Below are 13,726 nucleotides of genomic sequence, written 5' to 3'. Positions count from 1 at the left end.
TGTCTGGCCACTCGCCTACATCTTCAGCTTGCGTTTCACCTCGTTGAGGAAGCGCCAATCGGTACCGCCGGCGATGATTTTTTGCGGGCTCGACTTGAGCATGCCGGACTCATGCAGCCGCAGGGAGTAAAATCGAATCGTGTCCTCGGGATCGTAATCGCGCCATTTGCCGTAGGGCACCTCGCTCATCGTTTGCAGGGCATAATCATAGTTGGCGGTGAACCCGCCATCGACGATTTGTCGTGCAACGCGACGTGGCTCGGCCACGCATAGGTCTGCCGCCTTGAGAATGGCGCGCAACACGCGCTTGGTGGCGACGGGGTTGTTCCGAACGAAGTTCGCATTGCCTGCGAGCATGCAGCAGAAGTACTGCGACCAGGGATGATCGATGGCACTGTTTACGACAACGTGACCGATGTTGCGGGCGCGCAGTTCCTGGGGTTCGGGTGGAAAGCCAAGGAACGCGTCGACTTTTCCGTTCTCGAAAAGCTCCATTGGCCTGACGGACGGATTGGTCACCCAGCGGATGTCCCTTTGTGGGTCAAGCCCGACATAGGCAGCCATGCTGGTCACGAACACGTGCGGCGTTGAACCCAAGCCTTGTATGCCTACAGTTTTTCCCTTCAGATCTGTGATGCCGCGAATACTTTCGTTTCCAAACAGCTCGAAGCAGCCGGAATGCACGCCCGCCAGCAGGGTGATCGGTTCACCCGCATCGATCGCAAGGGCAAGTGGTGCAGCGAAGTTCAAACTGAAATCCACATCACCGCGCGCGATCTGCTCGGCCTGGGCGTAGCCTGCTTCTGCCATCACATAGCGGATGTCTGTGAACCCATCCAAACGCAGCAACTCCTCGGCGACGAACTGGGGGGCGATACAGATGCCCCTGATCTTTGCCAAGCGGATGGTGCTGGTTTCTAATGGCGCTTCCGCGGCTAACGACTCCACTGCGCCGCCCAGACTAGCGACGACTGCGGACGTGGCGCTTGCCAAGAAACGGCGCCGGTTTAGCATCAGTTGCATAGTGCTCTCCTTCCCTGGAAAAGCACAACGTTCGGATTACACCCGAACGTTTTGGCAGCGTTCCTGAATGATCTGCATCGGAGTGAATCCCCTCCAAACTCAGCAGGAAAATTTCAAACAGAATCGCTAAAAAAATGATCCCAGAGGGCAGAAACTTCGGGCAATGTAATTATCACTGCGGAGAGCGCCTAAGGGTGAGTTCTCGCGCCGGCACTGAAGTTTCCACCGCTAAGATTATACACCTTGGCGGCGCCGGTATCGAGAGGAAAGCTTTCCGGCAGCAACCGGCTCGCCTACTAGTCGGACATCTTCACGCCGACTTTGATAGTCTCGCTCGGTACCTGCCTTAAGCCGAACTGATTAGCCAGACTTACGGTGCAGCACTTTCGCCTAATAGAGCGGCGCGGCAAACGAACCACAGGCGAGCGAAGCCGCCGCGCGCTGTTCGAGGACCGCGCCTACCGCTCGCGAGCGCGGAGATAGCATTGCTTTGCTTCCGTGCACCCTGCCGCGGGTTTAACCTCGTGCACCCTATGTGCTATTATTCGCAATCCAGTTAAACCGTACGAAGCTGTATCTGTTCATGCGAGGTCAGAGGCCCCATGGGTACATTCTTCATGTCACGCTGGCCAGCATTTGGAAGGGAGGGACACCATGTATACCCTATACCCTGGACGGTTTAGCCGACGGAGGTTCCTGCGTGGGATAACTCTGGCAGGGACTGCTGGGCTCCTAGGCTGGTACCCCACGCGAGCCGCTACGGAGCCGCCGCCCGAGACGACGCGGATCCGGCTCGTCAGGATTCCCAGCATCTGTCAGGCGCCCCAATATGTAGCCGAAGAACTGTTGCACGGCGAAGGGTTCACCGAAGTGCAGCACCTCCGGAAGGAGGGAACCGCAGACATCGAGACGGCCCTGGCCTCAGGCGAAGCCGATCTCAATGGGCATTTCGCCGCTCCGCTCCTTCTCCGCCTGGAGGCGGGGGATCCTATCGTCATTCTGGCAGGACTCCACGTCGGCTGCTTTGAGTTGTTCGGGACCGATCGCATCCAGACGATCCGCGACCTCAAGGGGAAGACCGTGGCGGTACCGGCGCTAGATTCCAGCCGATTCGTCTTCCTCGCCTCGATCGCGGCTTACGTCGGCCTGGACGTCCGTAAGGACATACACTTCGTGGCGTATCCCGGACCCGAGTCCGTCCGGCTCCTAAGTGAGGGGAAGATCGATGCCTATCTGGGCTTCCCTCCCGAACCACAGGAGATGCGGGAGCAGCAAATCGGCCATGTGGTGATTAGCAGCACCGTGGACCGGCCTTGGTCGCAATACTTTTGCTGCATGCTGGCTGGGAATCGAGAGTTCGTCCGCACGAATCCGGTGGCCACCAAGCGCGCCCTCCGCGCCATCTTGAAAGCGGCGGATTTCTGCGCCAGCGAGCCCCAGCAATCTGCACAATTCATGGTGGAACAGGGCTATACTAAGCGCTATGACCATGCCCTACAAGTTATGAAGGCGCTGCCATATCAGTGGCGCGAGTATAGCGCTGAGGACACCCTGCGCTTCTATGCCCTACGCCTCCACGAAGTCGGGATGCTCAAGAGTACACCCCAGAAGCTCCTGGCCGAGGGCACTGACTGGCGTTTCTTCAACGAACTAAAGAAGGAGTTGAAGGGATAGAAGAGGGAGGTGATAAGTGGAACGCGAGACGAGGAGATGGCCCGGGCAAGGAGGCGAGCTGCCCCCGGTTGTCCAATCCTTTAGGATTGGTTCTCATTGCGAAACGTTGGCACTTTCCCGAGAAGAATATGCACTGCCCATTCACGTGCCCTGGCGTGCCCCATAATGGCAATGGTTGTCCGGCTGTTATGAATCAGTACTATCTACATGACATAATTATATAATTTGGTACGCCCTAGGGGAGTCGAACCCCTCTTTACAGAATGAGAATCTGTCGTCCTAACCGATAGACGAAGGGCGCAGGCTTGCAACTCAAATAGGAGGGCGCAATGCGTTCCGCAAGCAGTAGATAGAGCACTGTATTATAAGAGGAAGTGGCACGCCCTAGGGGAGTCGAACCCCTCTTTACAGAATGAAAATCTGTCGTCCTAACCGATAGACGAAGGGCGCGTGCTGTGGTGGCGCCCTTATAGTCAGGCACTTCCGATCCCGCAAGCGGCAAATTTGAAATTTTTCAAAAAAATGACAGTTCGTTCCCACTTGTGGAAAATGAAGATTATTGCAGCCGAATCAAAGGGCTGCAACGGTCGCTGGAAATCAGATGCCGACCGCTTCCCTTACGTCATGCTGTTCAAGGGCTGAAAGTCATATGGCCCTTGCTGAAGCAATCGGCGCGCTCTTGCGGCCACAGCCCCAGTTCCAGTCGCGAGCATTGCCGGTATCCAGATGGACCGAATCCGTGTGGCAATAGGTGCCGACGCCGCCACGGTCCGGCAGCGAGCGAATATATTGGGCGATATCCCATTTGCTGATGCCGTCGATCTGGATATCAGCAGCTTCGCAGCTCTTGTGCATCGATTCTTCGGCGCCGCCGACTTCACGGTTATGCTGCGGATCGCGGTAGCCCGATGTCACGACGACCGGCTTGCCGAAATGGGTCTCGACCGTCTTGATGACCCGCATGAGATCGGGTTTGAAGCAGCCGACCTGGACGCTGTCGTTCTGCACATGCAGGCCATTCGGCGCGACACGCGTCATGCCAGGCAGCGATACCTTCTGCAGAAGCCCGGAAAGGCTGCTGAGCAGGTTCTGTTTCGGCGCACTGTAGAGCGCATTCGTCGTCGATCCCGGAATGCTGCCGCCGGCAAGCGAGGCGGTCTGTACGGGCGCAATCCTCGTGCTGGTATTCTGCGACGATTGCTGCGGCAGCATCTCGCCTTGCTGTGGCTCCGGCGGCGCGCTGAACACGCTCGATCTTGGGCCGGCATTCTCAGGTGCGTAAGCGTTCGCGCCCTGCGGCTGGATGACCGTGGAGGTCGAGTTGTTCTGTGGCAGCGGCTGATGATCGGAAAAGATGCTCATCGCCTGCGCATTGATTCGCGTCGACTGCATGACGAGGCCGCCGATATTGGCAGGCTGCTGCGGCTGAATGGCCGGATCGACGGGTGGAGCGGACGGTGCCGCATTCGGATCCTGCACCGCAACCTGCGGATCGACGCCGGAAACATTCGTCAGCATCGGATCGCGATAGAGTTGCTTTGGTGCCGTGGGCGTCGATGCGGCCGGCATTGCCGCAGCCAGTCGCGGCGCTGGCTGTCCCGCTGCTGCAGCCGGCGCGGCGACGGCGGCCGAATCAAGCGCCTTCTTGTCGGAAACGCAGCCGGAAAGCGCCAGGACGGAACTGGCAATCAGCAAAGCACCGACAGCCTGCCGGCTCGGAGGGGCAATCCGCTTGTTATTTCTGGTCAACCGAGAAATCTCCGGTGAATGCGGAAGGCGCCCGAAAGCGCGCTTCCGTTACGATAGAGCCGGAGAGTGCCTTGCGAAGCTTGCCCGCAGCTTGGCTTACCAGGTGCCGGTATTGCCCATGGACAGCCAGGGTTCGGCCGGAGCCAGTTTTTCGCCCTTCTGCAGGATCTCGATCGAGATGCCGTCGGGCGAACGCACGAAGGCCATGTTGCCGTCGCGCGGTGGACGGTTGATGATTATACCGTTGTCCATCAACTTTTGGCAGAGCGCGTAGATATCATCCACCTCATAGGCGAGGTGACCGAAATTGCGTCCTCCAGTATAATCTTCCGTGTCCCAGTTGTAGGTGAGTTCGAGGCAGGGAGTCTTTTCGCTACGGGCACGGTCGATATCGTCCCTAGCAGCCAGGAAAACGAGCGTAAAGCGGCCCTTTTCGTTATCATGGCGGCGGATTTCCTCGAGACCGAACAGGGCGGAGTAAAAATGGAGGGAGGCGTCGAGATCTTTGACGCGAACCATGGTGTGGAGATAGCGCATTTTGTTTCCTCTCTCTTTTTGGGCTAGCCCGTCTGGGTAACAGACACCAGTTTCGGGCAAGTCATCGCTATAAAATGTACAGTTGGGAATAACCGAAAACTAGGACTTGCGCTTATCCGTTACCAAGATGTTAATCTTGATTTCAAGAATCAGTTAACCGTAACAGTGTGACGCGTATTGAGGGGCTGGCGACATGGCTGACAGGATTTCATCGAATGGCTTCACCGACCTTGAAGAATTGTCGGCGGAACCGGTCGATCTCGTTGAAATCACCGGCGTGGTGAAATGGTTCGACGTGGCCAAGGGCTTTGGCTTCATCGTTCCTGACAACGGCATGCAGGACGTCTTGCTGCACGTAACCTGCCTTCGCCGCGATGGCTACCAGACCATCCTCGAAGGCACCCGCATCGTCGCTCTCGTCCAGCGCCGCGAGCGTGGCTACCAGGCCTTCAAGATTCTCTCCATGGACCAGTCGACTGCGGTTCATCCATCGCAGATGCCGCCGGTTCGCACCCATGTGCAGGTCACGGCAACCAGCGGCCTCGAGCGTGCCCTCGTGAAGTGGTTCAACCGCACCAAGGGCTTCGGCTTCCTGACGCGCGGCGAGGGCACGGAAGACATCTTTGTGCACATGGAGACGCTCCGCCGTTTCGGCCTCACCGAATTGCGCCCCGGACAGGTGGTGCTGGTGCGCTTCGGCGACGGCGAGAAGGGCCTGATGGCCGCCGAGATCCATCCGGATGTTCCGAGCCCGGTGGGCCGGTCTCACTGATGGGCGGCCTGTTCCCGGTCGAGATGATAAGAGGCGCCTTCATGGCGCTTTTTTTCATGGTCGCCCTGCCGGCATTTGCGCAGCAGGACATGCGATTCGAAAAAGAGCCGCTGATCATCCAGACGGCTGCCGGCAAGATGCTGCACTTCACCGTGGAGATCGCGGCCACCGGCGACCAGCGCGCCTATGGCCTGATGTTTCGCAAGGCGATGGCCGAAGACGCCGGTATGATCTTCGATTTCGGCACATCGCGGCGCGTCACCATGTGGATGGAAAATACCCTCCTGCCGCTCGATATGCTCTTTGCCGACGATCGCGGTGTGATCACCCATATCAAGGAAGACGCCACGCCCTATTCCCGCGACATCATCGATTCGATGGGCGACGTTCGCTATGTGGTCGAGGTGAATGCCGGCACAGCCCGCAAGCTCAATATTCGCCCCGGCGATCGCATCGTCAGCGCCACGACAACGAAAAAGGTGAAGTAAGCCTGTGAAAACTGCCGGGAAAGGCAGATTTATGGGGTTGCTAGGGCAGGGGGAAGCGTGTATTCCCGCTGCCATCAAAGGCTCGGAGTGTAGCGCAGTCTGGTAGCGCATCTGGTTTGGGACCAGAGGGTCGGGAGTTCGAATCTCTCCACTCCGACCATTATTCTCCCAATATCTTCCGCAATTTGAGATGGCTTCGCAGCGTGTCGTCGCCTGTGGCTGCAGAGATATTTTTGTTCGGGACGTGTTTCGCACCGGAAGATGGCGACGATACCATTCACGTCGCAAATCACGCATGCTCAGGCGTGCTGTGACTCAGCCTTGAGCAAGCAGGCCGACATACTGAGCATAGCTGATCGCTGCGTAGAAAAACGCAGTGATGCTTGCTCCAATCATGATGGCATGGAATTCTGCAGAAGTTCTCATAGCTCTCACCCGTATCACAACGGTTGGTAGACATCGTAGTCGCCTATGCCGGTCATAACAATTAGAAAGCGATCAAAACATGCAACAATCCGAAACATTTCGGATTGTGTGACAGGATTGCCCGCTTATCCACACCCGGCTACGAGGGCTGCGCCTTAAGCGCTCCGTATAAGAAACGCGCTATGCGGCAATCGGTTTCGTCGATCCACCGATCCTGTGGCAGCAGCGCTTTTCCCTTGAAAAAACGGGGATTCGCGGCTAAGCAAAATTCACTTCTTCCTGCGATGTTCGGTATGGAAGCAAGCCTGATCCCAGGCTGAGTTATGAAAGGCGGGCGTGGCCCGCATATCGGAGGCGCCGCAGTCATGTCTGCTAAGATCTATCGTCCGGCCAAGACCGCAATGCAGTCCGGCAAGGCCAAGACGCATCTCTGGGTGCTGGAGTTCGATCAGGAGCAGCCACGCAAGATCGACCCGATCATGGGCTACACGTCTTCGGGCGATATGCGCCAGCAGCTGAAGCTGACCTTCGAAACGCAGGAACTTGCCGAGGCCTATGCCAAGCGCAACGGCATCGAATACCGCGTGATCGCGCCCAAGGATCCCGCGCGCCAGGTCGTCGCTTACCCGGATAATTTCCGCTATACCCGTACCCAGCCCTGGACGCACTGATCCGCCCGCTGCTTGAGACAGAAATGCTGGTGTCGCGGGCTCGCGACATATGCAGACAGACGGCCCCTTAGCTCAACTGGATAGAGCAGCTGCCTTCTAAGCAGCAGGTCGCAGGTTCGAGTCCTGCAGGGGTCGCCATCTTTATCTTTGTCCGACCCGGAGACATCGGTAACACTCCGTACCTAGGACATGGGCGACAATCTGGTGCGAGCGCGCCTCGAGGTCATGCCCTGAGGCGCGCTGAATTTCACTTCCAACTCGTCAGAGACTGAAGCGCAAGGTCGAGCTTTCGAAGCAGACCGCGAACTGGCTTGCAATCGGGATAGGAGGAGGCGATCAGCGCCTTCGCTTCCTGCAAGCGTTCGATGTGAAGGCTGCGGCCGGCGATGCCATACTCATCATCAGGCACAATGTTGCGCTCATGATAGTAGAGTTCGAAGAATACATCGTTCGGCAGGGTGTTACTGTCATACTCAAGCTGGACCCAATCATCCAGTTCCGAACGAACGGAAGCGAGCCTGTTGACGATTCCGGCTCGTTGCCGGGTCGCACTTATAACATCCTTCAATAGTTGGCCGACACGCTGATGCGTGGCGATAGCCATTTTTACATTCGGCCGCCGGCCAGAAGCCATCACCATCCGGTACGGCACGGTATTGCCCGTCGTCCGGGGGCCGCGCTTCTGTTTCGCTTTCTGAGCTTTTTCTTCTGCGTCCCGTACTTCCCCAGGTGACCGAAACAATTCGCCATCAGTCACGGTCACCCGTTTGCAGTTTTCGGGTACAACAGGGGCGGGCATGCGCGACAGCGCCAAAAGAACCGGTCCAAGTGGCAAGCCTTTCTGCTCATCCGAAATCAGATAAAGCTCACTCCCGCCTTCCGGATAGTACATACCAGCCCAAAGCGGCTTGGCAATTTCCCAGCGATTGCGAAGAGACCATGTACTGCGCTCCTGCTGCCGATCCTCTACCGCTGCCGCGTAGGGTTCATCGACGAAGAGGAAACGCTTTTCGACGGGATCGTACCAGCTGCTGCCGTGATCTCTTCCGGGGAGGTCACGTCCAAAATCACCCCTGATGGGCATCCTTTTTGAGGAGGGCTTAAGTCCGGTGGAAGCCATAAACTGCAATGTACGCGCCGCTTTACACGCGAGGGCAAGAGCTGAATCCGCGCCCTCTATATTCATCTGGCAGTGGATCAGGTCGGACGCCCAGCGCGTGAAGTATCCCAGTCCGCGAGCCTGCTTGTATTGGCGAGTTGCGATGATCTCGTCGAGGGGCTTTGATAGCGAGACCTCGATGATCTCGTTGCCACTCGCCTTTGTCTTCGGGTTCCGCCAATGAACGCTGATGAACGTGGAGAAAATGGGCGATGACGGAACAACCGTTGAGGCTTGCAGCGTCCGCAGAGCGTTGGTGTAGTTTGAAAAACCGGCTCGAACCGATGCGCGATCGAGACCCACTGAATGGGCAACGTCGTCCTGCTTGGAGATGGTTTTCGCGAGGCGCCTAATGCCCTCGATTGTGGTAGGCCTAATGTCGTTGACGGACATGTTCTTTTCTCCCGGACTCTTTTTGAAGCGTCACCCGTCAACCGCTTCTGAGCCCGATCAAAAAACATGAACGGGTTCGACTTTCCACCAAGGCAGTGCTGTCAACAGCTTCGCAACTGACGGGCGGCGTGCTCCTGCCGGGAGCGAAAAAGAGATAAGTTCGATTCCAATTGGTTTCAAGATCAATACAGATGGCAGAGCTCAAGCCTTTCTGTATCACTTCCTTGGATGGGGTGGTTGAGAGATTTTGCCGAGGACGATTTTGTCCGGAGGCTCGTCGACCGTCACGTCAAGAGCCGACTCATTTGAGGCATTCGAATTTGAAGAATTTGCTAGATACAGAGGCTTTGACTCCGAACGTATGCGTCGGGGTGCAATCGTATTCAAAGAATTTGAACTGAGCAGCAGACTTCTGCTCGCTGCGGACGATGATTTTGATAACGGAATAAGGGCTGGCCAGGCATGATCAAAGTTGAATGCGCGGCCAGCCCGATTTCTCCGGCTTGCCGACTTAGCCTTCGGGTGTCAGCGTCATGGACGTGCCTGTCGCGGCAACATTGATGCCGAGCTGGCCGGTGACGCTGATCGTCTGCAGATGGATCGAGCCGGAAGTGCCGCCGAAGAGCACGTTGGTGCCGATGCCGCCGACGAGCGTGGCTTCAGCGGTTGCGCCCTGGTAGAGGCCAGCCAGCGAGCCGCGGTGATAGCCGGCTGTCGGTGCAAAGACTGCCCAGAGCAGGCGACCGCGCGTGGTAAAGCCGAGATCCACGCCGAACTTGCGCAGTGCGCCACTGTAGTGCTCAGGCGATTCGCTGCTGCTCGTCGGCTGGAAGACGCAATCGATCTGCTTGGAGGACCCGAGCACATAGCCGACGCCGCCGCCGATATCGCAGGCAAGGTAGCCGATCTTCACGCCCCCACTTACATCGGGAGCTACCGGCGGCTCCCTCCGTACCAGGTCCGCTGCGCCGGCACTCATGGCAAAAGCCTGGAGCAACGAGGCTGCGGCGATTGTGGTCGCGAGTATTTTTTTCATTTCCGTCTCCTTTGGATATCGCGCGAAGGATATAGCGTCGGCTTTGTCATAACCAAGGCAGAAAAGCTTTCGCCCTCATTTTGGTTCCGAGATCTGCCTGTGCCAAGCTGCCGCGGCCATCTTTTATGGAACCCTATCGGCCTGCATCGGTTGTCCAGATATCCATTTCTTCAAACTATGGAGATCAGAATGAGCAAGACCAATGCAGACGATATCCGCAAGCGAACGGAACGGCAGGTCGAGAACACCAGTGCCGGAGGACATCTTGGCGGGACCTATTTCGGCCAGCAGCCGGACGGAAAAACAGCCTCTTCCAGCAGCACCGAGGCACGGAAATCCCGTCCGAACGATGGAAGCAACTGATCCAATAGATGTTGCCATCCTTGCGGCCGATCGGGAAAGCGTGTCGTCCGCATCCCTGAGGTTCTACGTGTCCCATTTTTTGAAACGGTTATGATTTGATTTTAAAAGCAGGCTGCTGCGCTCTGCGGCTTTCCGTTAAATGCGCAAAACCCGCCGGCAATCAGCCGGCGGGTTTTGAATTTCTATACGCCGATATCAGTGTTCGATCAGTGCAGGATCTGGCTGAGGAACAGTTTGGTGCGTTCGTGCTGAGGATTGTCGAAGAATTCGGCCGGTGAATTCTGCTCGACGATCTGGCCCTGGTCCATGAAGATCACGCGGTTCGCAACCTGACGCGCAAAGCCCATTTCGTGGGTGACGCAGAGCATGGTCATGCCTTCTTCGGCAAGGCCGACCATCGTATCCAGCACCTCCTTGATCATTTCCGGATCGAGCGCCGAGGTCGGCTCATCGAACAGCATGATCTTCGGGTTCATGCAGAGTGAGCGGGCAATCGCCACGCGCTGCTGCTGGCCACCCGAAAGCTGGCCCGGATATTTGTTGGCCTGTTCGGGGATCTTGACGCGCTTCAGGAAGTGCATGGCAATGTCTTCCGCCTGCTTCTTCGGCATCTTGCGCACCCAGATCGGCGCCAGCGTGCAGTTTTCCAAGATCGTCAGATGCGGGAAGAGGTTGAAGTGCTGGAACACCATGCCGACTTCGCGGCGCACTTCGTCAATCTTCTTCAGGTCGTTGGTCAGCTCCGTGCCGTCAACGATGATCTTGCCCTTCTGATGCTCCTCCAGACGGTTGATGCAGCGGATCATCGTCGACTTGCCGGAACCCGAAGGGCCGGCAATGACGATACGCTCGCCGCGCATGACCTTCAGGTTGATGTCGCGAAGCACATGGAAATCACCGTACCACTTGTTCATGTTGATGATCTCGACGGCAACGTCGGTCGCCGACACGGTCATCTTCTTTGTTTGGGCTTCTGCCATTGCGTGTTCCTATTCTTATCGTTTGTGGCCGGTGTCGAGATGACGTTCCATGAATGCTGAATAGCGCGACATGCCGAAGCAGAAAAGCCAGAAGGCGAAGCCGGCGAATATCAGCCCTGTCAGCGGCGTTACCGCGGTTGCCCAGTTCGGATCGACGAAGTTGAGGCGAACGATGCCGAGCAGATCGAACATGCTGATGATCGACACCAGCGAGGTATCCTTGAACATGCCGATGAAGGTGTTGACGATACCCGGGATCACCAGCTTGATCGCCTGCGGCATGATGATCAGCCGCATCTTCTGCCAGTAGCCGAGGCCGAGTGAATCGGCCCCCTCGAACTGGCCCTTGGGAATTGCCTGCAGGCCGCCGCGGATGACCTCGGCCATATAGGCGGAGGCAAAGATCGACACACCCACGATCGCGCGCAACAGCTTGTCCACCGTCCAGCCGGCCGGCAGGAAAAGCGGCAGCATGACGCTCGCCATGAAAAGAACTGTGATCAGCGGCACGCCGCGGACGACCTCGATGAAGATGATGCAGACCGTGCGGATGATCGGCATCTGCGAGCGTCTTCCGAGTGCCAGAATAATACCGACCGGGAAGGAGACGGCGATGCCAACGAAGGAAAGCACCAGCGTCACCAGCAGCCCGCCCCAGAGCGGTGTCTCGACTATTTCCAGTCCAAAGCCGCCGTAAAGCAGAATGAAGGAGACGACCGGCAGCACGATGAACAGCAGGATCGCATTCAGCCCCTTGCGCGGCACAGATGGAATGAGCATCGGCACGAGCAGCAGCACGAAGAGAATGCCCACCAGCGTCGGCCGCCAGCGCTCGTCGAGCGGATAACGTCCAAAAATGAACTGGTCGAATTTGGCATTGACGAAGGCCCAGCACGCACCGCTCCAGCCGTCCGGCTGGATGCCGCCCTGGACGGCAGTGGCGCAGAAGGTGCGGTCCGGGCCGGTCCAGACCGCCTGTACAAACAGCCAGTTGATGGCATGCGGCAAGGCCCAGGCGAGGAAGGTCACTGCCAGAAGGGTGAGGACGATATCCTTGGGTGTAGCAAGCAGGTTGCGGCGTATCCAGGCTCCGGCGCCCTTTTCTCCAGATGGCGGCGGCTCCTGGGCCAGCATGCTGGTTCTGACGAAACTGTCACTCATCTTATCTCTCCACCAATGCCATCTTGGCGTTGAACCAGTTCATCAGCAGCGAGGTCACGATGCTGATGGCGAGATAGATGACCATCCAGATGAGAATAACCTCTACGGACTGACCGGTCTGGTTCAGTGTCGTGCTGCCGACGGCGACGAGATCGGCAAAGCCGATGGCAATAGCCAGCGACGAGTTCTTGGTGAGGTTCAGATACTGGCTGCTCAGCGGCGGAATGATGATGCGGAACGCCTGCGGAATGACCACCAGCCGGGTGATTGCCGAAGGATGCAGGCCGAGTGCCGCTGCTGCCTCCGTCTGTCCCTTCGGCACGCCGCGGATGCCCGAGCGCACGATCTCGGCTATGAAGGCGGCCGTATAGAAGGAAAGCGCCAGGAAAAGCGACATGAATTCCGGGCCGACCACGGAACCGCCGGTCAGATTGAACTTGCCGGCGACCGGGAAATCAAAAGACAGCGGTGCGCCTGCGAGCAGAAAGGCAATGAGCGGCAGGCCGACTATGAGGCCGATCGAAACCCAGATCGTGTGGAACGGCTGACCTGTCGCTGCCTGCCGGCGATGCGCCCACCGTGCGGTGATAACAGTGGCAATGATCGCGACAGCAAAAGCAACGCCGACCAGCCAGAAACCGTCGCCGAAGATCGGCTTGGGGAAGGCGAGGCCGCGATTGTTCAGATATGATCCGAGGGGGAGATGCAGCGAGTCACGGGCATTGGGCAGAATAGCCAGAACGCCAGAATACCAGAAGAAGATCACGAGCAACGGCGGAATGTTGCGGAAGACTTCCACATAGACCGTGCAGAGCTTGGCAATCAGCCAGTTCCGCGACAGGCGGCCGATGCCGATGACGAAGCCGATTATTGTTGAAGTGATGATGCCGGTGACGGCGATCAGCAGCGTGTTCAGAAGGCCGACGAGAAGTGCGCGGCCGTAGGTCGAATCACTCGAATATTGGATCAGCGACTGGCCGACTTCGAAACCGGCGCGCCCGTTCAGAAAGCCGAAACCCGATGCGATGTTGGCGCGTGCCAGGTTGACTGCCGTATTGTGAGCAATCGACCAGATCAGCGCGACCAGCAAGACAATGGTAAGAGCTTGGAAGAAGATGCCCCGAATTGTCGGGTCATAGAGGGCAGACTGGAAGCTCCAGCCGCTCCTAGTCAAAGAGGATGAATCCGCAACCTGATGCGTCATGCCTGGCCAATTCCCCACGTTATGCGCCCCTTTTCGGAGCTTTTTTATAGGAGGATGAGGAAAGGCGGTTTCCCGCCTTTCCGGCTTTTC

The 13,726-nt window shown here is 57.6% G+C and carries 14 protein-coding genes and 4 tRNA genes; 8 read left to right on the top strand and 10 right to left on the bottom strand.

Translation table 11 applies throughout. From position 1 onward, the window contains the following. Positions 1-15 precede the first annotated feature (15 nt). Positions 16-1,023: an ABC transporter substrate-binding protein gene (locus FHT87_RS22105; RefSeq protein ID WP_183804859.1), complete on the bottom strand. Its 1,008-nt coding sequence runs from the start codon at positions 1,021-1,023 to the stop codon at positions 16-18. 654 nt (positions 1,024-1,677) lie between these two features. On the opposite strand from FHT87_RS22105, the gene FHT87_RS22100 reads away from it, so the two are divergent. Beyond that, the gene (locus FHT87_RS22100; protein ID WP_183804857.1) at positions 1,678-2,697 is read left to right on the top strand and encodes an ABC transporter substrate-binding protein; all 1,020 of its coding nucleotides are present in this window, start codon (positions 1,678-1,680) and stop codon (positions 2,695-2,697) included. Between the two features lie 226 nt (positions 2,698-2,923). Here FHT87_RS22100 and FHT87_RS22095 read toward each other — a convergent pair. Both FHT87_RS22095 and FHT87_RS22090 read right to left on the bottom strand, forming a co-directional pair. Next, positions 2,924-2,998, bottom strand: a tRNA-Glu gene (locus FHT87_RS22095). 74 nt (positions 2,999-3,072) lie between these two features. Then, positions 3,073-3,147: transfer RNA gene (locus FHT87_RS22090), tRNA-Glu, on the bottom strand. On the opposite strand from FHT87_RS22090, the gene FHT87_RS22085 reads away from it, so the two are divergent. Then, a complete protein-coding gene (locus FHT87_RS22085) occupies positions 3,148-3,339 on the top strand; it encodes a hypothetical protein (protein ID WP_183729603.1) in 192 nt (63 codons plus the stop codon). 3 nt (positions 3,340-3,342) lie between these two features. On the opposite strand, the gene FHT87_RS22080 is transcribed toward FHT87_RS22085, so the two are convergent. Together FHT87_RS22080 and gloA are read right to left on the bottom strand one after the other, a co-directional pair. Continuing rightward, a complete protein-coding gene (locus tag FHT87_RS22080) occupies positions 3,343-4,446 on the bottom strand; it encodes a D-Ala-D-Ala carboxypeptidase family metallohydrolase (protein WP_183729599.1) in 1,104 nt (367 codons plus the stop codon). Positions 4,447-4,542: 96 nt separating this feature from the next. Continuing rightward, the gene (gene gloA, locus FHT87_RS22075; RefSeq protein WP_183729596.1) at positions 4,543-4,983 is read right to left on the bottom strand and encodes a lactoylglutathione lyase; all 441 of its coding nucleotides are present in this window, start codon (positions 4,981-4,983) and stop codon (positions 4,543-4,545) included. 193 nt (positions 4,984-5,176) lie between these two features. Between gloA and FHT87_RS22070 the strand changes: the two genes are divergently transcribed. The 5 genes from FHT87_RS22070 (at position 5,177) to FHT87_RS22050 (ending at position 7,478) form a co-directional block, all read left to right on the top strand. Continuing rightward, positions 5,177-5,755, top strand: coding sequence for a cold-shock protein (locus tag FHT87_RS22070; RefSeq protein ID WP_183729593.1), 579 nt, complete (start codon positions 5,177-5,179; stop codon positions 5,753-5,755). After that, complete coding sequence (locus FHT87_RS22065) at positions 5,755-6,243, top strand: DUF192 domain-containing protein (RefSeq protein WP_183729590.1); 489 nt, start codon at positions 5,755-5,757, stop codon at positions 6,241-6,243. The genes FHT87_RS22070 and FHT87_RS22065 overlap by 1 nt, the downstream gene beginning before the upstream one ends. Before the next feature lie 83 nt (positions 6,244-6,326). Continuing rightward, a tRNA-Pro gene (locus FHT87_RS22060) sits at positions 6,327-6,403 on the top strand. Positions 6,404-7,034: 631 nt separating this feature from the next. Then, entirely contained in the window at positions 7,035-7,340 is a 306-nt protein-coding gene (locus FHT87_RS22055) for an ETC complex I subunit (RefSeq protein WP_112568114.1), read from the top strand. Between the two features lie 61 nt (positions 7,341-7,401). Then, positions 7,402-7,478, top strand: a tRNA-Arg gene (locus tag FHT87_RS22050). Between the two features lie 109 nt (positions 7,479-7,587). Here FHT87_RS22050 and FHT87_RS22045 read toward each other — a convergent pair. Together FHT87_RS22045 and FHT87_RS22040 are read right to left on the bottom strand one after the other, a co-directional pair. Then, positions 7,588-8,892, bottom strand: coding sequence for a DUF5623 domain-containing protein (locus FHT87_RS22045; protein ID WP_183729587.1), 1,305 nt, complete (start codon positions 8,890-8,892; stop codon positions 7,588-7,590). 511 nt (positions 8,893-9,403) lie between these two features. Next, complete coding sequence (locus FHT87_RS22040; protein WP_183729584.1) at positions 9,404-9,928, bottom strand: DUF992 domain-containing protein; 525 nt, start codon at positions 9,926-9,928, stop codon at positions 9,404-9,406. 189 nt (positions 9,929-10,117) lie between these two features. Between FHT87_RS22040 and FHT87_RS22035 the strand changes: the two genes are divergently transcribed. Beyond that, positions 10,118-10,291, top strand: coding sequence for a hypothetical protein (locus tag FHT87_RS22035; protein ID WP_183729581.1), 174 nt, complete (start codon positions 10,118-10,120; stop codon positions 10,289-10,291). Between the two features lie 206 nt (positions 10,292-10,497). Here FHT87_RS22035 and FHT87_RS22030 read toward each other — a convergent pair whose 3' ends face one another. The 3 genes from FHT87_RS22030 to FHT87_RS22020 are packed head-to-tail and all read right to left on the bottom strand — an operon-like array spanning position 10,498 to position 13,636. After that, on the bottom strand, positions 10,498-11,271 hold the full coding sequence (locus FHT87_RS22030) for an amino acid ABC transporter ATP-binding protein (protein ID WP_183729579.1): 774 nt from the start codon (positions 11,269-11,271) through the stop codon (positions 10,498-10,500). A gap of 15 nt (positions 11,272-11,286) precedes the next feature. Further along, on the bottom strand, positions 11,287-12,432 hold the full coding sequence (locus FHT87_RS22025) for an amino acid ABC transporter permease (protein WP_183729577.1): 1,146 nt from the start codon (positions 12,430-12,432) through the stop codon (positions 11,287-11,289). Position 12,433: 1 nt separating this feature from the next. Next, positions 12,434-13,636 carry an amino acid ABC transporter permease gene (locus FHT87_RS22020; RefSeq protein ID WP_183729574.1) on the bottom strand — a complete coding sequence of 401 codons (1,203 nt, stop codon included), beginning with the start codon at positions 13,634-13,636 and terminating at the stop codon, positions 12,434-12,436. Positions 13,637-13,726: the final 90 nt, after the last annotated feature.

Source organism: Rhizobium sp. BK316 (assembly GCF_014193695.1).
Classification (GTDB): Bacteria; Pseudomonadota; Alphaproteobacteria; order Rhizobiales; family Rhizobiaceae; genus Rhizobium.
This window is presented reverse-complemented; position numbering and strand designations above follow the sequence as displayed.

Coding starts and splice junctions, on each gene's coding strand:
- FHT87_RS22045 (WP_183729587.1), bottom strand. CDS start 8,892: ATGTCCGTCAACGACATTAGGCCTACCACAATCGAGGGCATTAGGCGC.
- FHT87_RS22035 (WP_183729581.1), top strand. CDS start 10,118: ATGAGCAAGACCAATGCAGACGATATCCGCAAGCGAACGGAACGGCAG.
- FHT87_RS22055 (WP_112568114.1), top strand. CDS start 7,035: ATGTCTGCTAAGATCTATCGTCCGGCCAAGACCGCAATGCAGTCCGGC.
- FHT87_RS22020 (WP_183729574.1), bottom strand. CDS start 13,636: ATGACGCATCAGGTTGCGGATTCATCCTCTTTGACTAGGAGCGGCTGG.
- FHT87_RS22070 (WP_183729593.1), top strand. CDS start 5,177: ATGGCTGACAGGATTTCATCGAATGGCTTCACCGACCTTGAAGAATTG.
- FHT87_RS22100 (WP_183804857.1), top strand. CDS start 1,678: ATGTATACCCTATACCCTGGACGGTTTAGCCGACGGAGGTTCCTGCGT.
- FHT87_RS22065 (WP_183729590.1), top strand. CDS start 5,755: ATGGGCGGCCTGTTCCCGGTCGAGATGATAAGAGGCGCCTTCATGGCG.
- FHT87_RS22025 (WP_183729577.1), bottom strand. CDS start 12,432: ATGAGTGACAGTTTCGTCAGAACCAGCATGCTGGCCCAGGAGCCGCCG.
- FHT87_RS22030 (WP_183729579.1), bottom strand. CDS start 11,271: ATGGCAGAAGCCCAAACAAAGAAGATGACCGTGTCGGCGACCGACGTT.
- FHT87_RS22040 (WP_183729584.1), bottom strand. CDS start 9,928: ATGAAAAAAATACTCGCGACCACAATCGCCGCAGCCTCGTTGCTCCAG.
- FHT87_RS22105 (WP_183804859.1), bottom strand. CDS start 1,023: ATGCAACTGATGCTAAACCGGCGCCGTTTCTTGGCAAGCGCCACGTCC.
- gloA (WP_183729596.1), bottom strand. CDS start 4,983: ATGCGCTATCTCCACACCATGGTTCGCGTCAAAGATCTCGACGCCTCC.